The following is a 22,841-nucleotide window of genomic DNA, read 5'->3' as shown; positions in this document are numbered from 1 at the left end:
TCAGCACATCCCTGCAGCATGACAAAGACAGCACTTATCACCGGCGCATCGCGCGGCCTTGGGGCGGCATTGGCCAAAGCCCTTGCCCCAACCCATCACATCATTGCCGTCGGCAAAACAGTCGGCGCTTTGGAAGACCTTGATGATGCGATCAAAGCCATGGGCGGCAGCGCAACACTGGCCCCAATGGATATCACCGTGGATGAGGCGATGCAGCAGCTCTGCCGAGGTATCTTTGATCGCTGGGGCCGCCTTGATTTGTGGCTGCACCCTGCCATCCATGCAGCCCCTCTCGCACCGGCCGGACATATCGGCCCCAAGGATCTGGCCAAATCCATGTCCGTGAATATTGAGGCCACATCCCGGCTGATCACCTATGTCAGCCCTTTATTGGGCGCCGATGGGAAAGCGGTCTTCTTTGATGACCCGCGCGGCGGGCAGCAGTTCTTCGGGGCCTATGGCGCCACCAAGGCCGCCCAAATGTCGCTTGCGCGCAGCTGGCAGGCCGAGACGGTCAAAACCGGGCCAAAGGTGCAGATCCTTGAACCTGCCCCCATGCCCACCGCGCTGCGCGCCCGGTTTTATCCAGGCGAGGACCGCAGCCCGCTTGCCCCACCAGACACCGTTGCTGCACAGCTTTTGCCCGATATCTTAGGTTAAGCCGAAGATTCTTCTGCCAGCAAAGACACAAGATGCGCCAGCGTTCTGGCCGGATCCACATCTGCGTGCATCGACAACTGCTCAAGCCCCAGATGCGCGGCATAAAGCAGGCGCGGCAGTTCCGGGTCGGTAAGGCCCATATCGGCAAAACATTCTGACAAAAACGCCAAACGCCTCTGATCAACAGCCCGCATGGCGTCGCGTGCAGGGACATAGCTTTGCCCCCAAGCACGCACCGCCGCTTCTGCGCCCGCACCGCCTTGCGCCTCATGCGGCATATTGACCGCCTGCACCAGGGCCAGAAGGCGGGGCAAGCCACGCGGTAGCGCCTGCAATCGGGCAATAATCTGCTCTGTCGCCGCGCTTTGCCAATATTCCAACATGCTATAATGAAGATCATTCAGGTCATTAAAATGCCAGTAGAATGAACCCTTTGTAGACCGAAGCTCGCGTGCAATAGGCTCTACCCGCAGCCCCTCCGGCCCCTTCACGGTCAGTGCGCGAAACCCCGCATTGATCCAATCCTGACGCTCTAAACGTTTCTTTTTCTCAGCCATCCCTAACCATACGCATGCGTATTGACTCTGGCAAGTAATTGACAAACATACGGTAGCGTATGGCTTGGAAAGGAATAAAAAATGAACATCCCCTACGCCGCCGCGGGCGGGCTTATGTTGCTGACAGCAGGCATTCATGTCTTTGCCGGTGGGCCCGAATATCACAGCAGTTTTCAAACCCAACTGCCAAACCAGCATCTTGCATCGATGGCGGCGGTGCTGTGGCATGCTGTGACGATCAATCTGCTTGTCTTCGCCGCAGCCTATCTGTGGCTGTCCAAATACCCTTCCACCGCAGTGATGGCGGTTGTCGGCGTCATACAATTGGGCTGGGCCGGGCTGTTTCTGTTTTACGGGATCACCATGCTGAATTCGCCCTGGCCAATGCCACAATGGGTGATCTTTTTAGCAATACCGTTGCTGAGCCTCTACGGTCTGCACAAAGCGCGGGTCAACTGACCATGGCAGCTTGCCGCGCCGTGCCCCCTCGCTTAGGAACAAAGCGAAGGGGGCAAATATGCGGATTCTCATTACAAATGACGACGGGATCAACGCCCCTGGGCTTGAGGTTCTGACCAAGATCGCGACCGAAATCGCAGGCCCTTCCGGCGAGGTTTGGACCGTGGCCCCCGCCTTTGAACAATCTGGCGTGGGCCATTGCATCAGCTATACCCATCCGACGATGATTGCGGAATTGTCCGAACGACGCTTTGCCGCCGAAGGATCGCCCGCAGACTGCGTCATCGCCGGGCTTTATCACGTGATGCAAGACAATCCGCCCGATCTGATCCTGTCGGGCGTCAACCGGGGCAATAACGCCGCTGAAAACACGCTTTATTCCGGCACGATCGGGGCCTGTATCGAAGGGGCATTACAAGGCGTGCGCTCTATTGCGCTGTCACAGTTTTACGGGCCCGCCAATGCCAAGCTGGACAACCCGTTTGAAGCTGCAGCCGCGCATGGGGCCGCAACGATCCGCGCCCTTTTGCGGGACGATCTATGGGATGATGCCGATTACCGGCTGCTTTACAACGTCAATTTCCCGCCCGTCCCTGCGGCAGACGTCAAAGGAACCAAGGCCACAACCCAAGGCTTCCGGGCCAACACGCGGTTCCGGGCCGAGGCGCAAACATCGCCAACCGGGCGTCAATTTCTTTGGGTGCGGGGCGGCCCCCAGCATGAGCCGACCGCGCCAGGCACCGATGCGGCAGCAAACCTTGATGGCTATATCTCGATCACGCCCATGCGCGCTGATTTGACCGATTACAAGATGACCGAGCGATTGGACGAGGCCCTGAAGTGAGCTTTGATCCCGCGACAAAAATGCAGTTCCTCTATGCGCTGCGCAGCAAAGGCGTAACCGATACGCGCGTGCTGACGGCGATGGAGCAGGTTGACCGGGCCGATTACGTCAAAGGCACCTTTGCCGACCGCGCCTATGAGGACATGCCCCTGCCGATCGCCTGCGGGCAGACAATCAGCCAACCTTCTGTTGTGGGATTGATGACACAGGCGCTCAAGGTCGAGCCGCGGGACAAGGTGCTCGAAATCGGGACCGGATCAGGCTATCAGGCCGCGATCCTGTCGAAACTGGCACGCCGGGTTTATACCGTGGACCGCTACCGCCGCCTGGTGCATGCAGCGCGGGCCGTGTTTGAGGCGCGCGATATGTCCAATATCACAACGTTTACAGCCGATGGCAGCCACGGCTTTGAAGAACAAGCGCCCTTTGACCGGATCCTTTTGACCGCCGCCGCCGAAGACCCGCCCGGGCCTCTTTTGGCGCAATTGCGGGTTGGCGGGATCATGGTGCTGCCGGTCGGACAATCGGATGCGGTGCAAAGCCTGATCCGGGTCACACGGCTTGAAAATGGATATGACTACGATGAATTACGCTCTGTCCGCTTTGTCCCCTTGCTAGAAGGGCTCGGACAAGAGTAAACTAACACAAAATATGGTACGACCCCGGCAACAAGGGGCGGCTAGACACAAGGAGCGGTATGATGGGACAACGGCAGACCCCGGTAAAACGTGTATTGTTGGCAGGCGTGGCTTTAGCGGCGCTGGCAGCCTGTGAGGATTTCGATTTTGACCTGCGGGACAATGGCGGTGGGTTTGATACAACGCGCGCTGTGCAGGATTTACCAAACCGGCCACGGCCTGACGACCGGGGCGTGATTTCCTACCCCAACTATCAGGTTGTCGTGGCCCGGCGTGATGACACGATCCGCGGGATTGCCATCCGGCTTGGGCTCGATGCGAATGAGTTGGCCGAATATAACGGGATTGAACCTGACACGATCCTGCGGCGCGATGAAATCATCGCCCTGCCCTCACGCGTCACCGAACCGTCACCGGCGACGGGTGCCATCGGCACCGGGCCAATCCAGCCGCTTGATGTCAGTGCGGTCGCAACATCCGCACTTGAACGGGCAGATGCGGCAGGCACAGTGACAGCCACAACGCTGGCCCCCGCTGAGACGGCGACAGTTGCCACACCAGCTGCGATCGCCACGCCTGACACCCCCGTACAGCGCGGAACCGAGCCGATCCGCCACCAGGTCGCACGCGGCGAAACCGCATTCTCCATCTCGCGTCTTTACAACGTGCCAGTGGCCAATATCGCCGAATGGAACGGGCTGGACAGCGAATTTACCATCCGCGAAGGTCAATTCCTGCTGATCCCGCAGGGCGGCACAGCGCCAACACAAGCGGCAGCTGTCGTGACCGAACCAGGCGAAGGCACGGTGACACCTGTTCCGCCAAGCGCCTCAACCGGGCTGCCGGCCGCCGCGCCAGTGGCCGCACCGGTTGCCGCGCCGCCTGCCCCCGATATCGGCACACCCGCCGAACCGGCGACAGCTTCAGCGCGCTTTACGGCGCCCGTACAGGGCAGCATCATCCGAGGCTATGCGCCGGGCAGCAATGATGGGGTTGATTTCGGGGTGCCCGCTGGCACCGACGTCAAAGCCGCAGGCAGCGGTACGGTCGCGGCTGTGACCACCGACACCAGCGGTGGGTCCATCGTCGTGATCAAACACAGCGACGGGCTGCTGACGGTCTATACGCAGATGGACAGCCTGTCCGTGTCCAAGAATGACACGGTCAGCGGCGGTCAGACCATCGGCAAAGTTCGGGCGGCAGAAACACCCTTCCTGCATTTCGAAGTACGGCGCGGATTGCAAAGCGTCGATCCGACAGATTATCTGCCATAAAAAGCACACCGGCCCGTAGGGTGGGTGCAACCCACCTTACGAAAGGCTGACACCTTTGCGCCCCGCCAAATCGGTAAAATACTGCCACGCGACCCGGCCTGACCGGCTGCCGCGCGTGGCCTGCCACTCAATCGCCTCGGCGCGTAAGGTGGCATCACCAATCGTGACACCGTAAGCATCACAATAGCCCCGGATCATCGCCAGATAATCGTCTTGATCACAGGGATGAAAACCCAGCCACAGCCCGAAGCGGTCCGATAGCGATACTTTCTCTTCCACCGCCTCGGATGGGGAAATCGCAGTCGAGCGCTCGTTTTCGATCATGTCGCGGGGCATCAGATGGCGGCGGTTTGACGTGGCATACAGCACGACATTCTCAGGGCGCCCCTCAATCCCGCCATCCAACACCGCTTTCAGCGATTTGTAATGGGCATCATCATGGCCAAAGGACAGATCATCGCAAAACAGGATAAAGCGCGCATCGGCATTGCGCAGCAAAGACAGACAACGCCCGATGCTGGGCAGGTCTTCGCGCTGCACCTCGACGATCTTCAAGGTGGGATGATCTACATGCAAAGAACCATGTATCGCTTTGACAAGGCTTGATTTTCCCATGCCCCGCGCACCCCATAAAAGTGCGTTATTGGCCGGAAGCCCTGCGGCAAACTGGGCTGTATTGGCCATCAACGTATCACGCGATCGATCCACGCCAACCAGCAGGCTGACATCCACCCGGTTCACCTCTGGCACAGGGATCAGGCAATCTGGATCGCTTTGCCAGACAAAAGCGCTGGCCGCTGCAAAATCAGGTGGCGGCGCGGCTTCTGGCGCCATCCGCTCAAGCGCGTTTGCAATCCGGCCCAGGATCTTCTTGCTCATGATTTAGGGGCCTGATCTGTCTCATCGGCATCGGCGACATCCGCTGCAGCCTCATCCGCCTCGCCCAAATCCTCATCTTCGGGGTCAACATCAAACAGGCTTTCACCCTCTCCGATCACGCCTTCAGCGCGGGCAGCACGGTCTTTCTTGCGTTCAACAGCAGCGACCAGATGGATGGAAATTTCGTAAAGACCATAGACCACAACGAACAGGATCAATTGGGTTGTCACATCCGGCGGCGTCACCAGCGCAGCAACAATCAAGATGCCTACAATCGCATATTTGCGGGTGGCACGCAGCCCGCGCGAACTGGCCAGACCAGCGGTGCCAAGCAGGGTCAGCAGCACCGGCAACTGAAAACAAACGCCAAAGGCGACAATCATTTTCAATGTGATATCAAGGGTTTCGTTCACCTTGCCGTTAAAGACGATATCAACACCCGTCTCGCGCACCACAGGGGCAACTTCGGCACCGGCGGGCGGCGGCACGGCCTCGCTCATGATGGCGGTCACAAAAGACGGCAAATCGGCAAAGCCCAGGAAAAAGGCCATCGCTAGCGGAATGACCACGTAATGGGCAAAGGCCGCACCCAGCAAAAACAGGAAGGGCGAGGCAATGATAAAGGGCAGAAACGCATTCTTTTCATTGCGGTAAAGACCGGGGGCCACAAAACGCCAAAGCTGGTAGCCAATCACAGGGAAAGACAGCGTCAAACCGCCCACAACCGAGATGCGGATCAGCGTAAAGAAATACTCCTGCGGCGCCGTATATTGCATCACCGGATTGGGATTACCCAGGCTGCGCATCGTCTTTTCGATCGGGCCCAGCAGGAAATCCAGCAATGTGCTGCCAATGGAAAAACACAGCACCATCGCGACCAGAAACGCGGAAACAGCGTAGATCAGGCGCTGGCGGAGCTCGGCAAGATGCTCAATCAGCGGGGCGGCGCTGTCATCGATATCGTCTGCGGCGCTCATGTATCTGCCTTTGGTTTCGCGATCTTAGGGGGTGGCGGCGCAGGCGGCTCACCTGCGGCGATTGCCGCCTCTTCGGCTTCGAGGGCTTGGCGTTCAAGTGCGGCCTTGGCCATGGCGCCACCGATCTTGTCTTTGGCGGCCTGCCGCTCTTCCGACAAGGCCTGGGTCGCAGGACCTTTTGTCATCCCGGTCGCTTCCTTGATCTTATCGACCCCGAATTTCTGCGGGTTTGACACGGCCTTAAGCGAGTTGCTGACATCCTTGACGCCGGATTCATCGGCGGCTTGCTCCATAGCGCGGGAAAACTCACGCGCCATCATCCGGGCCTTGCCGGTCAACTGCCCCAGCGTGCGGAACATACCGGGCAGGTCCTTGGGGCCGATCACGATCAAAGCCACGATCCCGACGACCAACATCTCGCTCCAGCCTAGGCCAAACATCGCGGGCGTCCTACTCTATCAGGCGTTGTCTTTGTCTTCTTCAGGCGTGACATCGCGCGCCTCGGCCATGCTGTCTTCGATCTCTTTCTTGCCGTCATCCACGCCTTTCTTAAAAGCGGTGATGCCTTTGCCGACTTCGCCCATCAGGCTGGAAATCTTGCCGCGTCCAAACAGGACCAGCACCACGACAGCAATGACCACCATCCCCATGGGGCCAATATTGTTGATCAAACCCAAATGGGGCATCGCATAGATCATTTTTCTCTCCTTCGTTCGAGATGCGGGCGCATCGTCGATTGCGTTTGATATTACACATAGGGCCGTTCCACGGCCGAAGAAAGAGCAAAAGAAGCGCGCAAAGCCCTTTTTCACAAAGGTTTTTCATCATTTATGACAAATACTTGTCAGTTGTCAGAAAATTGACAAAACTAGTGGCATGACGGGGGGAATCAAATGCGCCGCGCTGACCGCTTGATGCAGCTTGTTCAAATTTTGCGCGATGGTGCGTTGCACCGGGCCGGTGATCTGGCGACGGCAACGGGTGTCTCTTTGCGGACGATCTACCGTGATATGGAAACGCTGGCCGCGTCAGGGGTCCCGATTGAGGGCGAGCGCGGCATCGGTTACCGCGTGACAGCCGCGATCACCCTGCCCCCGCTCAACCTGACCATGACCGAGGTTGAGGCACTGCACCTTGGTCTTAGCGCCGTTGGCCAAAGCGACGACCCTGAACTGTCCGCTGCCGCCCAGGCGCTATCGGCCAAGCTGGATGCCGTCATGCCCGAAGACCGCAGCCGCGCGCCCTCTGGCTATGGATTTGCGATTTACCCCTTCGCAGATGCAGCCCGGGGCTTTCAACACCTGCCCAGCCTGCGTCAAGCGATCCGCACCCGGCAAAAGATGGAACTGACACATCAGGGCGAAGAGCGCACCGTGCGCCCGCTGCAATTGGATTATTGGGGGCGGCTTTGGACGTGCGTGGTCTGGTGCGAAAAACATAAAGGTTTTGACGAATTAAGGGTGGATCAAATCAGCGCCTTGCGGGTATTGCCCAGCCTATTCGTCGATGAACCCGGAAAAGCGCTGCGCGATTTCAATGCACAAAAGCAGCAGCGGAATTGATCCGGTTGTCGCTAGAGCCAGACCACGTCATAAAGGCGGAAAGGGCGCAGGAACAAGGGCATCACCATGAAAGCGGACGAACTGCTTCTTCACATCGGTCACCCGAAGACTCGCACGACCACACTGCAACGGATCTGGGATGTAAACAGGGACAGGTTGCGGGCCCAGGGGTAATGCTGCCACTCATATACCCAAACAAAAGACACGCCGTGGCGATTGAGGCGTCGTTGTTTGGCATGCGCCAGCATGATGGGCATCGCATGACATGGCTCAAAACCGACCTCGCGGGACTTACCCAAAAGGGTCAGGATGACTGGACACGTATCAGCCAAGACGTAGCCAACGATCCCCCCACGACACTTCTGATCAGCAATGAAATGCTTTTCAGGCCATTCCCTCGTGCCAAGCTGCAAGAGGTCGATGGGATCTTTGACAAGGTGGCACAGCGCAAACGACTTGTGGCCTATTTGAGCGCACCTGATGCAATGTTTTTATCATCCATGCAGGAGCTTTTGAAAGAGCCACAAATACCAACGCGCACCTCGCGGACATATTTCAAAGACACGCTTGTGCCGATCGCGGAACACTGGACCGGTGACATCTCGCTTGAGCTTTTTGAACGTCAATGCATGCAAGAGAGCGACATATTCACTGATTTCATGGCTAAGCATTTGCCCGATGTCGACGTGACGCAGCTTGATCGCCATATCGGGGCCTCCAATACGTCTTTCTCAGCAGAAGCAATGGCCGTTCTATATGATTTGGTGATGGAGCATTTCCCGTGGTACCATGACCGGCGTGGCTTCGCGCTCGAAGTGATGCGCTTTGACCGTCGTCTGGAAAACCCAACGAAACCAAAGCTGCGCCCACATGCAAAACAAGCCGCGATCAACTGGCGCGGGCCTGATCTGTTCTGGCTTCGTGACACGCATGGCATCACATTCCCAAGCATCGACTATGACGCCATTGACGTGGGCGACACTGACAGCAACGTCAACTATGTCAGCCGGATTGAAGATATCTGCGAAGTGAATATGGAACGCAAAGAAGAACTGCAGCGCCGTGCGATGCGACGGGGGCGGTTGCCCTTCATCATGCGGCGTTGGCTTGCCAAACACTAGTTACATGAACTTCATGCAAAGCTCCGACTAAAATTGATAGGATATCGCTCAGTTGGCAGATCAGTATGAAAGCGGGTGAATTACTGCTCCATATCGGTCATCCGAAAACCGGTTCCACCACCTTGCAAGAGATTTGGCGCGCCAATCATAATGTTCTGCGCGGGCAAGGTGTTATGCTGCCATTGACCTATCCCGGCGGCGGGCGTGCCGCCGCAATCGCGGCATCCCTCTTTGGCGCCCGGGCCCATGGCGGCGCCAATATGCAATGGCTGCAAACCGATCTAGCCGGGCTCATTGAAAGGGGGCATGCCGATTGGAACCGTATTTGCGAAGAGGTCGCAAATGATCCGCCCAAAACACTGCTGTTGAGCAACGAGATGCTGTTCAGACCAATGACTGGTGCAAAATGGCAGGAGGTTGGGCAAGTTCTCGATCAAGTTGCAGAACATAAGCGGCTTGTGGCCTACCTGCGTGCGCCTGACGCGATGTTCCTGTCCTCAGCGCAGGAAATACTGAAGCATGTTCAAACCCCTGGTCGGTTTTCGCGTACCCAATTCAAAGATACTCTGGTCCCGTTGATGAAAAACTGGAAAGGCCAGATTAAACTAGAGCAGTTTGATCGACAGATCATGAAAGACGGCGACATCTATACCGATTTCATGACCAAGCATCTGCCATTCGTCGATATGGACCAACTCGACCGCGGTCCGGCCGAACTGAACACCTCACTCTCAGCCGAGGCGATGGCGGTCCTCTATGATTTAGTGATGGAGCATTTTCCCTGGCACCATAATCGTCGCCTTCTGGCACAATATGTTGCGCGATTAGATCAAAAGCTGGAAAACCCAACCAAACCCAAACTCCGCCCAGATGCCGTGCAAGCGGTGATCAACTGGCGCGGCCCGGATCTGTTCTGGCTGCGCGATGCATTTGGGATCACATTTCCGAGCATCGATTATGACGCGATCAACCCTGATGAAATCGACAGCAATGTCGTTCAAATCTGCCGCATTGAAGACATCTGCGCGGTGAACGGCGACCGCAAAGAAGAGCTCAAGAACCGGGCCATGCGCCGCAGCCGGATGCCGCGAGCACTGCGCCGCTGGCTTGCAAAATACTAGGCGCGGCGCACGGCTTTATCCAAACAGCACTTTTCGCAACATATTCAGCGCCACGAGGATCAAAAAGATCCCAAAGAACCGCTTGAGCGGTGCAGCATCCATCCGGTGCGCCAATGCAGCCCCCCAAGGGGCCGTGATCATTGTCGAAATCACCACAAGACCAAAGGCGATCAGGTTCACCGACCCGAAGGTCAAAGGCGGCGCCCCCGTCACATCGGCAAAAAGGAACGCAAAGACCGACGGCACAGCAATGATCAGACCGAACCCCGCCGCCGTTCCCACAGCGCGGTGAATAGGCACATTATGCAAGCTCATCAGCGGCACCCCGAGCGAGCCGCCACCAATCCCCAACAGAACCGACAAAAACCCTGTTACAGCCGAATAGATCGCGCGCAGCACGCCCGTCGGCATGCGCTGCGCCACCCGCCAATTGCTCCGACCGAAGGTCATGTAAGCGCCCACCAAGCCAGCCAGTACTGCAAAAATCGCCTGCAGCAAGGCAGAGCCCAGCACCGATACGGTCAACGCGCCCAGCACAGCGCCCACGCCCAGCCCGATTGACCAGGTCTTTAGGACCGCCCAGTCTACGGCACCGCGTTTGTCATGGGCCAGCACCGACCGGACCGAGGTCACAACAATCGTCGCAAGCGATGTCGCAAGGCACATCTGCATGACATCCGGGCTGTCAAACCCCAACAGGGTGAAAACCATCAAGAAAGCAGGCACCAGGATGATACCGCCGCCAACGCCCAACAGCCCGGCCAATACGCCCGCAATGCCGCCCAAGACCAAAAGCATCGCGCCCATGGCGATCAAAATCATTATCTCATTCATATGGAAATCCTTATGCGGCCTGCCGCGTCACATGGTCAAGCGCGGCCAAAACGACCTGCGTATCAGCACCGTCTTGATGGGCATTCTCGGAAAGATGTCTGCGCCAACCGCGCGCGCCTGGGCGGCCCTGAAACAGACCCAGCATATGGCGGGTGATCTGCCCCAGGCGGCCACCCGCAGACAGATGCGCATCGATATAGGGTAGCATCAGATGGACCACCTCCTCGGCGCTTCGCGGTGTCGTATCATCGCCGAAGATCCGGGCATCGGCTTGCAGCAGGATATCGCTAGGGGTGTGATAAGCGGCCCGACCGATCATGACACCATCAAGACCCTGCGCCAAAAGGCGTTCCGCCTGCGCGAGTGAGGTGATACCACCGTTGATCGCGATCGTCAGATGCGGAAACAGCCCCTTCATCTGCAACACCAGATCATAATCCAAGGGTGGAATATCGCGGTTTTCCTTAGGGCTCAGCCCCTGCAGCCAGGCTTTGCGGGCATGGATTGCGAAGTGATCGATCCCGGCAGATGATACCCGAGCCAGAAAATCAGGCAGAACCTGATGCGGGTCTTGGTCGTCCACACCGATACGGCATTTCACAGTGACAGGCACATCGACCGCATCGCGCATGGCGGCAACGCAATTAGCCACCAGCTGCGGTTCTTCCATCAGAACCGCACCAAACCGCCCAGACTGGACCCGGTCGGATGGGCAGCCGCAATTGAGATTAATTTCACAATAGCCCAAATCAGCGCCAATACGGGCCGCCTGTGCCAATTGGGCGGGGTCCGCGCCGCCCAATTGTAGCGCAACGGGTTGCTCGGCCGGATCAAACCCAAGAAGGCGTTCACGGTCACCGTGCAAGACGGCAGGGGCTGTGACCATTTCGGTATAAAGCAGCGTATGGCGGGACATCAGGCGATGCAGGTAGCGGCAATGCCGATCTGTCCAATCCATCATCGGAGCAACGGAGAGGCGTGATGCGTCGCGCATGTCTCGTCTTGTTGATCTATCTACCATTTCAACGTCGCTTCATCTGACAGGCTTCATACGCAAAACTTCCGGTGGGTGCCTGACATACGGCCCGACAAAGATGATGTCGACCCTTACAACGCCAAGACCGTTCAGGACAAGTTTGACGGCACGTTGATCTATATCATTGGTCTTCAGAGGGCAGAACAGGTGATACATGCGCCAACCGGGGCGAATGAGCGGTTGTCCCGCATCAATCAGACGATAGACTGCCTCTTTATGACAGCAGACGATATCATCACCCAGCTGGGGCTTTCACCGCATCCCGAAGGCGGGCATTACCGTCAGACTTGGGCCGCAAATAATGACGGGCGGCCCCACGGAACCTGCATCTATTTTCTGTTGAAGGCCGGCGAGGCCAGCCATTGGCACCGGGTCGATGCCGTTGAAATCTGGCATTATTACGCAGGCGCGCCGCTGATCCTGTCGATAGCCGACACGCAGGCCGGGCCGCGCCGTGATCTGACACTAGGACCAGACCTGGCAACCGGCGCAGTGCCGCAATTAATCGTCCCCGAGGGCCACTGGCAAGCCGCGCAGACGACCGGCGACTGGACATTGGTCGGGTGCACCGTCTCGCCCGGATTTCAGTTCGAAGGCTTCACCTTAGCCGCGCCCGGCTTTGACATCCCGCTTTAACGGTCGCCGAACATATCGCCAAGACCGCCCAAGACCGACCCCTCGCCCTTACTGCCCCCCGGCCCTGCAGCGCGGATAATCCGATCTGCAAGACGCGAGAATGGCAGGCTTTGCAAGTAAACAGTCCCCGGACCGCGCAGCGTGGCGATAAAAATACCCTCGCCGCCGAAAATCATGGATTTGAGGTTCCCTGCGCGTTCGATGTCATAAGTCACCCCCGCATCAAAGGCAGCAATACAGCCCGTATCGACGCGCAGGACTTCACCGGGCTGTAGCTCGCGTTTGATCACCGTGCCGCCGACATGGATAAAGGCCATGCCGTCGCCGCGCAGACGTTGCAGGATAAATCCCTCACCGCCAAAGAAACCGGCGCCCAGTTTGCGCTGAAACGCGATATCGGTTGTCGTGCCAAAGGCCGCACAAAGAAATGCATCTTTCTGGCAAATCAGCTCTTGCCCGACGTTTGCCATGTCAACAGGAACGATTTTTCCCGGATAAGGTGCTGCAAAAGCGACGCGTTTTTTGCCGTGACCATTGTTCGTAAAATGGGTCATGAAGATGGATTCGCCCGTCAGCACCCGTTTTCCGACATTCAGCAGGGACTGCATCATGCCGCTGGACGGGCTGGCTCCATCACCCATTTTGGTCTCAAAACCAATCCCGTCTTCCATGTAATTCATAGCGCCAGCTTCGGCGATCACAGTCTCGCGCGGGTCCAGTTCGACCTCGACGATCTGCATGTCGTCGCCGAAAATCTCATAGTCAACCTCATGACACTGCATAATATTTCCTTTCAAAATAAATCACTTATTCAAGAATAATCACGCGATCATGGTAATTCAATGCATGGCGATGGCGATGCGCCTTCCCCAAAATAAAAAAGGGAGGAACCGCAGTCCCTCCCGTAGTTTCGCTGATCAGGCTCACTCATTATGTACCGCCCGGTTTATTGCCTGCGGCCCGATCCGCGCCAAAGACGAGCGCACCCGCCTTGGAACTCTTTGCAGCGAAGAAATTTCGAGAAATTTCTTCTGCGCTAAGATTTTTCGCGAAAAATCTTAGCTACACCCGGACGTCGATCCGCATGTATTGCACTTCATACAGGTTCCATTGCGCACCAGCGTGTAGTTCCCGCATTCACCGCATGGATCCCCCTCATATCCCTGCATCTTGGCCTTGTCCCGGGCCGAGATAGTTGTCGCAGTCCCTGTTGCGACCGTCGTGCTTGGTTGCACCTCAGGCACCAGCGTCTGCAACGCCGCACTTGGGTCTGTCCCCGTCGACAAGGCTGTCGCACCTGCAACACCGCCCTGCAAGACAACCAAATCCTGCGGCATCCGCTTACGCAGATACCCGGTTGAGGAGATCTGCTTGAGCACCTCCAAAGACCGTGTCGCCGCATTCTCGGTCGGCGCCTGGATGTTGGATACGCCTTCCTCTTCCCCCCGTCCCACATCATCAAAAGATGCGCCTTCCGGCTTCACATGGGCCAGATCTGTCCGATCAAGATAAGACACAGCCAATTCGCGGAAGATATAGTCAAGGATCGAGGTGGCATTCTTGATGCTATCATTACCTTGCACCATGCCTGCAGGCTCAAACTTGGTGAAAGTGAAAGCATCCACGAATTCTTCAAGCGGCACACCATATTGCAGGCCGACTGACACGGCGATGGCGAAATTGTTCATCATCGCGCGGAAACCAGCGCCCTCTTTATGCATATCGATGAAGATTTCGCCCAGTTGGCCGTCTTCATATTCGCCCGTGCGCAGATACACCTTGTGACCACCTACAATCGCCTTTTGGGTATATCCCTTACGGCGTTGCGGCATCTTTTCACGCTCGCGGTTACGCACTTCCTGGATCACGATCTTTTCGACAATCTTTTCGGCCAGAACCGCAGCCTTGTCCTGCGGCGATCCAGATTCAAGCGTTTCCGCAGCCTCCTCATCATCTTCGACCAATGCCGCCGCCAGTGGCTGCGACAGTTTCGATCCGTCGCGGTAAAGCGCATTGGCTTTCACACCCAGTGACCAGGACAGCTCATAGGCTTTCTGGCAATCCTCAATCGAGGCATCATTTGGCATGTTGATCGTCTTCGAAATCGCACCCGAAATGAACGACTGCGCTGCCGCCATCATATAAATATGGCTGTCTACACTCAGGTAACGCTTGCCTTTTTTGCCGCAAGGGTTGGCACAGTCAAAGACACCCAGATGTTCGTCTTTCAGGAACGGTGCGCCCTCCAGTGTCATGGTCCCGCACACATGATCATTGGCCGCGTCAATGTCCTGTTTGCTATAGCCCAAATGGCGCAGCAGATCGAAGGATGGATCGTTCAGCTTTTCTGCGGGGATACCCAATGTTTTGGTGCAGAACTCTTCACCCAGCGTCCATTGGTTGAACACGAACCGGATATCAAAGGCCGAGGCCAGCGCCCCTTCAATCTTGTCCAGTTCAGCCTGTCCAAAACCATGGCCGATCAACGAGGTATGGTTGATCGCGGGGGCCTGCCCGATTGATCCATGGCCAACCGCATAGGCAATGATTTCTTCAATCTGGGCAGAACCATAGCCAAGTTTTTCCAAGGCCGCCGGAACAGATTGGTTGATAATCTTGAAGTAACCGCCACCGGCCAGCTTCTTGAATTTCACCAGTGCGAAATCAGGCTCAATCCCGGTTGTGTCGCAATCCATCACCAGCCCGATGGTGCCGGTTGGCGCAATAACGGATACTTGTGCGTTCCGATAGCCATGCTCTTTGCCCAGCTTCAGCGCCTCATCCCATGCGCCAACGGCAAGTTCGACCAGCCGCGGATCGGGGCAGTTTGCATGATCCAAGGCGACAGGCTTGACCGCCAGCTTTTCATAGCCGGTATCTTTGCCCAAGGCCGCCTGCCGGTGGTTCTTGATCACCCGCAGCATATGCTTGCTGTTTTTCTTATAGCCTGGGAACGGGCCCAGCTCGCCTGCCATTTCGGCAGATGTGGCATAGGATACGCCCGACATAATCGCGGTCAGCGCAGCGCACATAGCGCGGCCCTCATCGCTATCATAGCCCAGGCCCATATTCATCAGAAGGCCGCCGATATTGGCGTAACCCAGACCCAAGGTACGGAAGTCATAAGACCGCTGCGCGATTTCCTTGGATGGGAACTGCGCCATCATCACGCTGATTTCCAATGTCACGGTCCAAAGACGCGTGGCATGCATGTAGTCTTCGACCTGGAACACGCCGTCCTTATAGAAAGTCAGCAAGTTCATCGATGCCAGGTTACAGGCTGTGTCATCCAGGAACATGTATTCAGAACAAGGGTTTGAGCCGCGAATTTCACCGTCTTCTGGGCATGTATGCCAGGCGTTCACGGTGTCGTGGTACTGAATGCCCGGATCGGCACATGCCCAAGCCGCATGACCCACCTGCTCCCACAGCTCGCGGGCTTTGATGACTTTGGCAACCTCACCGTTCTTGCGGTTGATCAGCTTCCAGTTCGCGTCCTTTTCGACGGCCTCTAGGAAGGCGTCCGTCACACGGATTGAATTGTTAGAGTTCTGGCCCGAGACCGAGGAGTAAGCCTCGCTATCCCAATCGGTGTCGTAGGTCGGGAATTCGATGCTGGAATAGCCCTGCTTGGCGTAATCCAGAACCCGTTTGATATAGGTTTCCGGGATCGCCGATTTCTTGGCGTCTTTTACGGCTGCGGCCAGGGTTTCGTTCGTCTTGGGATCATAGGCGGCCGTTTCGTCGCCGTCCCAGGTTTTGATCGCCTGGAAGATCGAATTCAGATACCGTTCGTGCATTTTCGAACCGGCAACGATGGACGCAACCTTTTGTTCTTCAATGACTTTCCAGTTGATAAACTCTTCGATATCCGGGTGATCAGCATCGACGATGACCATCTTGGCGGCGCGGCGAGTGGTGCCGCCAGACTTGATAGCGCCCGCAGCGCGGTCACCAATTTTCAAAAAGCCCATAAGGCCCGAGGATTTACCGCCACCGGACAAAGGCTCACCCTCACCGCGCAAGGATGAAAAGTTCGTGCCTGTGCCAGAGCCATATTTGAACAGGCGCGCCTCGCGCACCCAAAGATCCATGATGCCACCTTCGTTGACCAGATCATCATCGACAGACTGGATAAAGCAGGCATGCGGTTGCGGGTGCTCATAGCTGGATGCAGATTTGGTCAGCTCGCCGGTTTGGTAATCGACATAATGGTGCCCTTGGGCAGGGCCATCGATACCGTAGGCCCAATGCAGGCCGGTGTTGAACCATTGCGGGCTATTGGGGGCTGCGCGCTGTGTGGCCAGCATATAGCGCATTTCGTCGAAATAGGTGCGCGCGTCGTCTTCAGAGGAAAAATAGCCGCCCTTCCAGCCCCAATACGTCCAGGCACCAGCCAGACGATCAAACACTTGCTTTGACGATGTCTCACCGCCGAATGTCGCGCCTTTGGCCGGAACGGACTTCCATAGGAACTTAGGAACACCCTTTTCCTTCACTGGCTTTACTTCAGAAGGGACACCCGCCTTACGAAAATACTTTTGGGCGATGACATCAGATGCAACCTGGCTCCATCCGCCTGGGATCTCGCAATTATCCAATTTGAACACAACCGTCCCGTCAGGGTTTCGGATTTCCGAGGTCGTGGATTTAAATTCCAGTTCCGCGTACGCATCTTGCCCTGCCTTGGTAAAATTGCGTTCGATTTTCATTGCATCTGCCCCTTTGTTTTATTGACCGTCGTTGCGGCCCAACATCATTTTGGACGCGTAACGCATCCCTAAAACCATTCACTTGAGAAAGCGCCGCCGCCTCCTGAGAGCAGACCAAAAGCCCGCTATCAGCGTTGAGGTCGCCTCGCCGCGATTCCCCATCATATTGAAACTTCCCCGTGCCAACACCACATATTGTGTCCGTTCTGTTGGCCCGCACAAACTGACGCATCTAGGCCTAGGGGGTCAACGGAATTTTAATACTAAATGTCGATTAAATCGCTTGACGGCAAAAGAGCGTGTTTTGCCCGCGCGGCCGACATGATTCACGCACAAGCTTATCCACAACACAACGTTGTTCACAAAATTGGGAAAGCCCTTATCTTCGGCCCACTTAGCGCAAATGCTTGAGCCAAGATGTGAACTTGAGCGCCAGCTTGTGGGTCAATTAACCAGCATTAACAAAGTATTAACCGGGCGGGAGCGGGCGCCCTGCACAACTCGCCTACAAGATGTGGGTCATCAATTTTCCGCCGAATCGGAACCGCATGGGAAGAAAATCAGCACACGAAGCTGATGTATGATCCGAAGATCGTGAAGGCGCGCCAGCAAACAAAACCGATCCGTGCCCTCCCCAAGGTTACGGCGCGAAATGATGGCGGCAGTCAGCCAATTGGACACCCACGATCATTGAGATTAATCACGTACAGTCAATGTCAGTGAACGCTCCCAACACCGAAAACCGCATCATTTCCGAAAGGCGGCCGTTCAACTGGTCCGCGGGCAATGTCTACCAAGCGGGACAAAGCGCCCTTTCACCTACGTCAGTTCAACGTCTGCTCTCCATGACATCCATCAGCCAGTCGATGCTACTCATGCAGTTATCCAAGGTGAGATTAACCCCCGTTGGAGCTGCGTCTGCTGCGAAGACGAAGCCGTGAACATAGTCGATCAACAAGTTCAGCATTACATCGCCGGCATCACCATGATTGATGGCCTGTGTTCTTCGCCGGACTTGGGTCGTAAATTCGCCGAGTGCCTTTGGCATACAATTCGGATTGCTCAGCAGAAATCGAACGAGATCGGCGTTCTTCAGGGCAAGCTCACTATAGCGAACCAACAATTGTCGAAGCTCTGCGCTTGGTGTTTCACCAGCATCACCGGCATCAATTCCCTCGAATATCTGAGCGGCCAGATCACTCAGCAATTGGTCCCGGCTACCAACGTGATACTTAGCGGCCATTGCTGTTACACCCAGCTTGGCCGCAAGTGCACGAAAGGTCAGTTTCTCCAGTCCGTGTGTTTCGAGGACTGACTGAGCACAGCGCAGCACGGCCGCTTTGTCGACACCTCCCGACTGCTTCTTTGGTCTTCCTCTGCGTTTCACCTCAGGCACAGATCAGGTCACTTTATATCTCAATTCAACCAATCCTGATGAGAAGGCTTTCGTATGCGTTAGCTCGAGGTCTACATCTGACGAAAGGTCACCGAACAACCGAATGCCGTCTCCAAGCAGAATGGGTACGATCGCCAATTTGAAGTCTTCAATCAGCCCCAATTTGAGAAACGACTGCACGATAGCGCCGCCGTCAACATATATGCGCTGCCATCCTCGGCTTTCCATCTCGGCCATCAGTTCCTGCGGCGATAACTTCACGACTTCCACTTTATCAGACAATTCGGGCGGTACGTCCTCGCTCGTGAGTGAATTGCTCAAGACGACAACAGGTTTTTCATATGGCCAAGCATCAAAGCCAAGCACTGTGCGGTATGATCCGCTGCCCATAACAATCACATCAATGTTGTCGAGGAACTCTGCAAACCCATGATCTTCATCGGCAGTGTTCTGCTTTATCAACCAATCTAGCGAATGGTCTTTTCGCGCGACGTATCCATCTAACGTGATGGCCATCATGACGTGTCCAGTAGGCATAATAGTCTCCAAAGCTTGATATTATACACAGTATAATTAATTGTTGTAGAGACTACAATGCGCGGGCGAGATTTTGACGAAGCAGACGTTCGTCGTACCGCGGAAACGCTGTTGGTATGGGCTCAAACCCGCGCTTCGCTGCACTGTGCGCGAATGTCCGCTCTTCCATGTTGGCCGCGTTCACCTCTGTGACAAAAGGTGATCGACTTCGTGGCTGTCGCCGATATGGGACAAAATGTTCAGCACCTTGCCTGCCGGGTCACGCAGATAAAACCGGCGCACACCCCAAGGCTCATCCGTCAACGGGTAGACAATCGTATGACCACGGGACCGCGCCTTGGCATATAGCGCATCAACATCATCAACCTCGATCGAGACATCGGGCACAGCAGTCCCCGACCCGCCTTCACGGGCGACACTGATTTGCACCGGACCGTCCGTGCCTGCGGCCAGGGTCGCGATCCATCCCTGGTCCATCACCGTTTTCAGCGCAAATAATGCTTCATAAAAGCGGCGCAGCTCTGCGACATTATCCGCTGCAATATCCACGACAATACGCCGAACAACCATCATCGGCCCCTTCGTTCATTCCTATATAAATGAACATACAGGCGCCAAAACCAAACACCAAACGAACGCCTCTGCTGTGGCAGAGCGTTCATTTGAACCATTACTTTGGTGATATGGTCGGGGCGGAGAGATTCGAACTCCCGACCCTCTGTTCCCAAAACAGATGCGCTACCAGGCTGCGCTACGCCCCGAACCGAGAGTGTCTTTAGACCCACCAAACTGATTTGAAAAGCCCCAAATCAGCAAAACTTTGATGCCGCTTCAGATTTCATCGCACATTCAGCGAAGGCACGGGTGTCAGCCCCGCCAAACAGGTCGATTAAGATTGGCAAAAGGGGCCACTACCCTTCAGATGCCAGCTCACAGGGCAGGATCGCATCCGGTCCAAAGCTGGGATGCTGCATCACATCACCCACAGCGATTCCCAGGCGCGATGACAAACCGCCATTGATTTCCAGCACCATCTGCACCCCATCACCGCCTTGGATCGGGGTTGTATCATGCGGTATCGCATTTTCATGGATCGACAGGATTTCACCATCTGGGGCGGTAAAAATCATATCCAGCGGGATCAGCGTGTTCTTCATCCAGAAGCTCACCGATTGCGGCCGTTCATAGATGAAAAGCATGCCCGACAGCATCGGCATCTGCTCAACGAACATCAGACCGCGGCCGCGTTCGTCAAAATCATCGGCGATCTCAACGGTGAAATGGGCCTGGCCCCAATCGCCTTGGATGGTGACCTTATCATCGGCACATGCGGCCAAAGCCGGATGCGCCGAAGCAAGCAAAGCAAGAGCTGAGAAAAATAGCCTCACTTTGCAGCAAGCTCCCAGCCGACGACCTCAATCGCCATACGGCCACGTTCACCGTCAACCATACGCAGGCCAACGGCCTCGCCTGACTGCAAATCGGACAAACCCGACCGGCGTAATACCTCGACATGCACAAACACGTCTTCATTATTGCCAAAGACATTGGCAAAACCAAAGCCCTTGGCCTTATCGAACCACTTCACCCGGGCCGGATGAATGGGCTGGTTGGCGATGTCATCTGCCGAAAACTCGACCATATCGCGTAGCGGCACAGAGCTGTCGCTTTGGGGCGGCGTGATGGCAAGCACCTCAACGGCCTGTAAACCGCGCTGAGTGTCTTGGACCATGATTTCAATCGTGGACCCATCCACAACTGACCCTTGCCCGAAATTGCGCAGCACGTTGGCATGCAATAAAATATCCGGTCCACCGAGATCGGCGATCACAAAACCAAACCCTTTTGAAGGGTCGAACCACTTAACCTGTCCCTGCACCCGGCGCGTTTCGCTGGTGTCCTGCGTATCCATTTTTCTTCCTCAGAGCGTCACGTCGTGGCTTGTGCGCCCTTCACTTCTTGTACCAAACGATCTCCAACAGAAAATTAACCTGACTGCAAGCGTCAGAATTTCACGATACGTGAAATTACGGGCTTAGCCTGGTTACCTCCCACCCATCGTCGACCGCTTTGCGTGACCACCGAAACCGGTCATGCAATCTGAATGCACCATCGGACCAAAACTCGATCTCGATAGGTGCGATACGATAACCACCCCAAAAGGGCGGTCGTTTCGGATCCGTACCCTTTTGCATTGTCACTTTCGCCACTTCCGCCATCAATGCCTCACGTGATGACAGCGGTTGCGATTGCTGTGATGCCCATGCTCCCAAACGACTTTTGAGAGAACGGGACCTGTAATATGTGTCCGCCTGCGGACCGTCTTCCTTGGACACCAGGCCTCTAACCCGGATTTGCCGCCGCAACGACTTCCAATGTAGCACAAAAGCGGCTTTTGCCGAATGTTCCAATTCGGTGCCCTTTTGACTGTTGTAATTGGTGTAAAAGACAAAGCCGTTTGCTTCAATGTCCTTTAGCAGCACCATGCGCACATTCGGCATACCTGTGTCATCGACTGTCGACAGCGCCATGGCGTTGGGGTCATTAGGCTCAGTTTCGCGTGCGTCTTCAAGCCATTGCTGGGCAATAGCAAGAGGATCACGCCCCGCAAAAATACTGTCCCGATCAGGCATGACCGATCCCTCAAAACGTCCCCGCCCGTAGGAGTAGGGTCAATTCCGCAGGCAGGCAACCGTTTTTGGCCGCGTGTTCAATCTCTTGCTGATGGACGTGCAATCGCCTAAATGGTTCGAAACGAAAAATTACCGATGAAGGGATATCGCGTATGACCTCTCAATTGATGCAGGGCAAACGAGGCCTGATCATGGGGCTCGCCAATGACAAGTCAATCGCATGGGGCATTGCCAAGGCCTGCGCGGATGCCGGCGCAGAGCTCGCATTTTCCTATCAGGGCGAAGCGCTGAAAAAGCGTGTGGGGCCGCTGGCGGCCTCGCTGGGTTCCGATCTGGTTTTGCCCTGTGATGTGGCGGATGAAAGCTCGGTCGATGCGCTGTTCGATACGCTGCGCGACAAATGGGGAACCTTTGATTTTATTGTGCATGCTATCGGTTTTTCGGACAAAAACGAACTGCGTGGACGCTATGTAGATACCAGCCGCGACAACTTCCTGATGTCGATGGATATCTCGGTTTATTCCTTCACATCGGTGGTCCAGCGTGCCGAGAAAATGATGAATCCCGGCGGCTCTTGTTTGACGCTGACCTACTATGGCGCCGAAAAGGTGATGCCGCATTACAACGTGATGGGTGTGGCCAAGGCCGCCTTGGAAGCATCGGTGCGTTATCTGGCCGAAGATCTGGGCAAAGACGGCATCCGCGTGAACGCCATCAGCGCTGGCACGATCAAGACTTTGGCCGCCTCTGGCATCGGCGATTTTCGGCTGATCATGCGCTGGAACGAATATAATTCGCCCCTGCGCCGGACCGTCACACAAGAAGAGGTGGGCAAATCAGCGCTTTACCTGCTCTCTGATTTGGGCAGCGCCGTCACCGGCGAGGTGCATCATGTGGACGCAGGCTATCATGTCGTCGGCATGAAAGCGGTCGACGCGCCAGACATTACCAAGGAATAGGACAGC

Annotated in this window: 25 protein-coding genes and 1 tRNA gene; 10 read left to right on the top strand and 16 right to left on the bottom strand. The window is 56.0% G+C overall.

Annotation, left to right across the window (positions count from 1 at the left end; genetic code table 11):
- Positions 1 to 18 precede the first annotated feature (18 nt).
- Positions 19 to 660, top strand: coding sequence for an SDR family oxidoreductase (locus AABB29_RS14855; protein ID WP_341366174.1), 642 nt, complete (start codon positions 19 to 21; stop codon positions 658 to 660).
- Here the strand turns inward: AABB29_RS14855 and AABB29_RS14850 are convergent.
- Positions 657 to 1,217 (bottom strand): TetR/AcrR family transcriptional regulator, encoded by a 561-nt coding sequence (locus tag AABB29_RS14850; RefSeq protein ID WP_341366175.1) that lies wholly within the window; start codon positions 1,215 to 1,217, stop codon positions 657 to 659. The two genes, AABB29_RS14855 and AABB29_RS14850, sit on opposite strands and share 4 nt — an antisense overlap.
- Before the next feature lie 81 nt (positions 1,218 to 1,298).
- On the opposite strand from AABB29_RS14850, the gene AABB29_RS14845 reads away from it, so the two are divergent.
- The 4 genes from AABB29_RS14845 (at position 1,299) to AABB29_RS14830 (ending at position 4,432) form a co-directional block, all read left to right on the top strand.
- Positions 1,299 to 1,676 (top strand): hypothetical protein, encoded by a 378-nt coding sequence (locus tag AABB29_RS14845; RefSeq protein WP_341366176.1) that lies wholly within the window; start codon positions 1,299 to 1,301, stop codon positions 1,674 to 1,676.
- A gap of 58 nt (positions 1,677 to 1,734) precedes the next feature.
- Entirely contained in the window at positions 1,735 to 2,520 is a 786-nt protein-coding gene (gene surE, locus AABB29_RS14840) for a 5'/3'-nucleotidase SurE (RefSeq protein ID WP_373636601.1), read from the top strand.
- Positions 2,517 to 3,158 carry a protein-L-isoaspartate(D-aspartate) O-methyltransferase gene (locus tag AABB29_RS14835; RefSeq protein WP_341369078.1) on the top strand — a complete coding sequence of 214 codons (642 nt, stop codon included), beginning with the start codon at positions 2,517 to 2,519 and terminating at the stop codon, positions 3,156 to 3,158. The genes surE and AABB29_RS14835 overlap by 4 nt, the downstream gene beginning before the upstream one ends.
- A 62-nt stretch (positions 3,159 to 3,220) precedes the next feature.
- Positions 3,221 to 4,432 carry a peptidoglycan DD-metalloendopeptidase family protein gene (locus AABB29_RS14830; RefSeq protein ID WP_341369079.1) on the top strand — a complete coding sequence of 404 codons (1,212 nt, stop codon included), beginning with the start codon at positions 3,221 to 3,223 and terminating at the stop codon, positions 4,430 to 4,432.
- 36 nt (positions 4,433 to 4,468) lie between these two features.
- Here the strand turns inward: AABB29_RS14830 and AABB29_RS14825 are convergent, their stop codons facing one another.
- From AABB29_RS14825 to AABB29_RS14810, 4 genes are read right to left on the bottom strand one after another with little or no spacing between them, the layout of a single operon-like run.
- Complete coding sequence (locus AABB29_RS14825) at positions 4,469 to 5,311, bottom strand: ATP-binding protein (protein WP_341366177.1); 843 nt, start codon at positions 5,309 to 5,311, stop codon at positions 4,469 to 4,471.
- On the bottom strand, positions 5,308 to 6,288 hold the full coding sequence (locus AABB29_RS14820) for a twin-arginine translocase subunit TatC (RefSeq protein WP_341366178.1): 981 nt from the start codon (positions 6,286 to 6,288) through the stop codon (positions 5,308 to 5,310). The genes AABB29_RS14825 and AABB29_RS14820 overlap by 4 nt, the downstream gene beginning before the upstream one ends.
- Positions 6,285 to 6,728, bottom strand: a complete 444-nt coding sequence (tatB, locus tag AABB29_RS14815) for a Sec-independent protein translocase protein TatB (RefSeq protein ID WP_341366179.1) — start codon at positions 6,726 to 6,728, stop codon at positions 6,285 to 6,287. The genes AABB29_RS14820 and tatB overlap by 4 nt, the downstream gene beginning before the upstream one ends.
- Positions 6,729 to 6,746: 18 nt before the next feature.
- Complete coding sequence (locus AABB29_RS14810) at positions 6,747 to 6,959, bottom strand: twin-arginine translocase TatA/TatE family subunit (RefSeq protein WP_341369080.1); 213 nt, start codon at positions 6,957 to 6,959, stop codon at positions 6,747 to 6,749.
- A 222-nt stretch (positions 6,960 to 7,181) separates the two neighbouring features.
- Between AABB29_RS14810 and AABB29_RS14805 the strand changes: the two genes are divergently transcribed.
- The 3 genes from AABB29_RS14805 (at position 7,182) to AABB29_RS14795 (ending at position 10,092) form a co-directional block, all read left to right on the top strand.
- Positions 7,182 to 7,850: an HTH domain-containing protein gene (locus AABB29_RS14805; RefSeq protein WP_341366180.1), complete on the top strand. Its 669-nt coding sequence runs from the start codon at positions 7,182 to 7,184 to the stop codon at positions 7,848 to 7,850.
- A 260-nt stretch (positions 7,851 to 8,110) separates the two neighbouring features.
- Positions 8,111 to 8,971 (top strand): hypothetical protein, encoded by an 861-nt coding sequence (locus tag AABB29_RS14800; RefSeq protein WP_373636600.1) that lies wholly within the window; start codon positions 8,111 to 8,113, stop codon positions 8,969 to 8,971.
- 65 nt (positions 8,972 to 9,036) lie between these two features.
- Complete coding sequence (locus AABB29_RS14795) at positions 9,037 to 10,092, top strand: hypothetical protein (RefSeq protein ID WP_341366182.1); 1,056 nt, start codon at positions 9,037 to 9,039, stop codon at positions 10,090 to 10,092.
- 15 nt (positions 10,093 to 10,107) lie between these two features.
- Here the strand turns inward: AABB29_RS14795 and AABB29_RS14790 are convergent, their stop codons facing one another.
- Positions 10,108 to 10,926 (bottom strand): sulfite exporter TauE/SafE family protein, encoded by an 819-nt coding sequence (locus AABB29_RS14790; RefSeq protein WP_341366183.1) that lies wholly within the window; start codon positions 10,924 to 10,926, stop codon positions 10,108 to 10,110.
- A gap of 10 nt (positions 10,927 to 10,936) precedes the next feature.
- Entirely contained in the window at positions 10,937 to 11,920 is a 984-nt protein-coding gene (dusA, locus tag AABB29_RS14785; RefSeq protein ID WP_341366184.1) for a tRNA dihydrouridine(20/20a) synthase DusA, read from the bottom strand.
- Positions 11,921 to 12,178: 258 nt separating this feature from the next.
- On the opposite strand from dusA, the gene AABB29_RS14780 reads away from it, so the two are divergent.
- Positions 12,179 to 12,598, top strand: coding sequence for a cupin domain-containing protein (locus AABB29_RS14780; protein ID WP_341369081.1), 420 nt, complete (start codon positions 12,179 to 12,181; stop codon positions 12,596 to 12,598).
- On the opposite strand, the gene AABB29_RS14775 is transcribed toward AABB29_RS14780, so the two are convergent.
- The 9 genes from AABB29_RS14775 to pdxH all read right to left on the bottom strand — a co-directional run bounded on the left by AABB29_RS14775 (position 12,595) and on the right by pdxH (position 21,876).
- Positions 12,595 to 13,380, bottom strand: a complete 786-nt coding sequence (locus AABB29_RS14775) for a TIGR00266 family protein (protein ID WP_341366185.1) — start codon at positions 13,378 to 13,380, stop codon at positions 12,595 to 12,597. The genes AABB29_RS14780 and AABB29_RS14775 overlap by 4 nt on opposite strands.
- A gap of 276 nt (positions 13,381 to 13,656) precedes the next feature.
- Positions 13,657 to 17,310, bottom strand: coding sequence for a vitamin B12-dependent ribonucleotide reductase (locus AABB29_RS14770; protein WP_373636599.1), 3,654 nt, complete (start codon positions 17,308 to 17,310; stop codon positions 13,657 to 13,659).
- A gap of 829 nt (positions 17,311 to 18,139) precedes the next feature.
- Complete coding sequence (locus tag AABB29_RS14765) at positions 18,140 to 18,706, bottom strand: hypothetical protein (RefSeq protein WP_341366186.1); 567 nt, start codon at positions 18,704 to 18,706, stop codon at positions 18,140 to 18,142.
- Between the two features lie 3 nt (positions 18,707 to 18,709).
- The gene (locus tag AABB29_RS14760; protein ID WP_341366187.1) at positions 18,710 to 19,225 is read right to left on the bottom strand and encodes a dihydrofolate reductase family protein; all 516 of its coding nucleotides are present in this window, start codon (positions 19,223 to 19,225) and stop codon (positions 18,710 to 18,712) included.
- A gap of 198 nt (positions 19,226 to 19,423) precedes the next feature.
- Complete coding sequence (locus AABB29_RS14755) at positions 19,424 to 19,816, bottom strand: VOC family protein (protein WP_341366188.1); 393 nt, start codon at positions 19,814 to 19,816, stop codon at positions 19,424 to 19,426.
- Between the two features lie 111 nt (positions 19,817 to 19,927).
- Positions 19,928 to 20,004: transfer RNA gene (locus AABB29_RS14750), tRNA-Pro, on the bottom strand.
- A 150-nt stretch (positions 20,005 to 20,154) separates the two neighbouring features.
- Entirely contained in the window at positions 20,155 to 20,631 is a 477-nt protein-coding gene (locus AABB29_RS14745) for a DUF192 domain-containing protein (protein ID WP_341366189.1), read from the bottom strand.
- A complete protein-coding gene (locus AABB29_RS14740) occupies positions 20,628 to 21,155 on the bottom strand; it encodes a cold shock domain-containing protein (protein ID WP_341366190.1) in 528 nt (175 codons plus the stop codon). The genes AABB29_RS14745 and AABB29_RS14740 overlap by 4 nt, the downstream gene beginning before the upstream one ends.
- A 115-nt stretch (positions 21,156 to 21,270) precedes the next feature.
- A complete protein-coding gene (pdxH, locus tag AABB29_RS14735; protein WP_341366191.1) occupies positions 21,271 to 21,876 on the bottom strand; it encodes a pyridoxamine 5'-phosphate oxidase in 606 nt (201 codons plus the stop codon).
- Between the two features lie 152 nt (positions 21,877 to 22,028).
- On the opposite strand from pdxH, the gene fabI reads away from it, so the two are divergent.
- Entirely contained in the window at positions 22,029 to 22,835 is an 807-nt protein-coding gene (fabI, locus tag AABB29_RS14730) for an enoyl-ACP reductase FabI (protein ID WP_341366192.1), read from the top strand.
- Positions 22,836 to 22,841 lie beyond the last annotated feature (6 nt).

The sequence above is a fragment of the Yoonia sp. BS5-3 genome (genome assembly GCF_038069655.2).
In the GTDB taxonomy this organism is placed as follows: domain Bacteria; phylum Pseudomonadota; class Alphaproteobacteria; order Rhodobacterales; family Rhodobacteraceae; genus Yoonia; species Yoonia phaeophyticola.
This window is presented reverse-complemented; position numbering and strand designations above follow the sequence as displayed.

Bases quoted from the DNA above. Each gene is read 5' to 3' on its own strand.
- AABB29_RS14855 (WP_341366174.1), top strand. From the start codon at position 19: ATGACAAAGACAGCACTTATCACCGGCGCATCGCGCGGCCTTGGGGCG.
- AABB29_RS14850 (WP_341366175.1), bottom strand. From the start codon at position 1,217: ATGGCTGAGAAAAAGAAACGTTTAGAGCGTCAGGATTGGATCAATGCG.
- AABB29_RS14845 (WP_341366176.1), top strand. From the start codon at position 1,299: ATGAACATCCCCTACGCCGCCGCGGGCGGGCTTATGTTGCTGACAGCA.
- surE (WP_373636601.1), top strand. From the start codon at position 1,735: ATGCGGATTCTCATTACAAATGACGACGGGATCAACGCCCCTGGGCTT.
- AABB29_RS14830 (WP_341369079.1), top strand. From the start codon at position 3,221: ATGGGACAACGGCAGACCCCGGTAAAACGTGTATTGTTGGCAGGCGTG.
- AABB29_RS14825 (WP_341366177.1), bottom strand. From the start codon at position 5,311: ATGAGCAAGAAGATCCTGGGCCGGATTGCAAACGCGCTTGAGCGGATG.
- AABB29_RS14820 (WP_341366178.1), bottom strand. From the start codon at position 6,288: ATGAGCGCCGCAGACGATATCGATGACAGCGCCGCCCCGCTGATTGAG.
- tatB (WP_341366179.1), bottom strand. From the start codon at position 6,728: ATGTTTGGCCTAGGCTGGAGCGAGATGTTGGTCGTCGGGATCGTGGCT.
- AABB29_RS14805 (WP_341366180.1), top strand. From the start codon at position 7,182: ATGCGCCGCGCTGACCGCTTGATGCAGCTTGTTCAAATTTTGCGCGAT.
- AABB29_RS14800 (WP_373636600.1), top strand. From the start codon at position 8,111: ATGACATGGCTCAAAACCGACCTCGCGGGACTTACCCAAAAGGGTCAG.
- AABB29_RS14795 (WP_341366182.1), top strand. From the start codon at position 9,037: ATGAAAGCGGGTGAATTACTGCTCCATATCGGTCATCCGAAAACCGGT.
- AABB29_RS14790 (WP_341366183.1), bottom strand. From the start codon at position 10,926: ATGAATGAGATAATGATTTTGATCGCCATGGGCGCGATGCTTTTGGTC.
- dusA (WP_341366184.1), bottom strand. From the start codon at position 11,920: ATGCGCGACGCATCACGCCTCTCCGTTGCTCCGATGATGGATTGGACA.
- AABB29_RS14780 (WP_341369081.1), top strand. From the start codon at position 12,179: ATGACAGCAGACGATATCATCACCCAGCTGGGGCTTTCACCGCATCCC.
- AABB29_RS14775 (WP_341366185.1), bottom strand. From the start codon at position 13,380: ATGCAGTGTCATGAGGTTGACTATGAGATTTTCGGCGACGACATGCAG.
- AABB29_RS14770 (WP_373636599.1), bottom strand. From the start codon at position 17,310: ATGAAAATCGAACGCAATTTTACCAAGGCAGGGCAAGATGCGTACGCG.
- AABB29_RS14760 (WP_341366187.1), bottom strand. From the start codon at position 19,225: ATGATGGCCATCACGTTAGATGGATACGTCGCGCGAAAAGACCATTCG.
- AABB29_RS14755 (WP_341366188.1), bottom strand. From the start codon at position 19,816: ATGATGGTTGTTCGGCGTATTGTCGTGGATATTGCAGCGGATAATGTC.
- AABB29_RS14740 (WP_341366190.1), bottom strand. From the start codon at position 21,155: ATGGATACGCAGGACACCAGCGAAACGCGCCGGGTGCAGGGACAGGTT.
- pdxH (WP_341366191.1), bottom strand. From the start codon at position 21,876: ATGCCTGATCGGGACAGTATTTTTGCGGGGCGTGATCCTCTTGCTATT.
- fabI (WP_341366192.1), top strand. From the start codon at position 22,029: ATGACCTCTCAATTGATGCAGGGCAAACGAGGCCTGATCATGGGGCTC.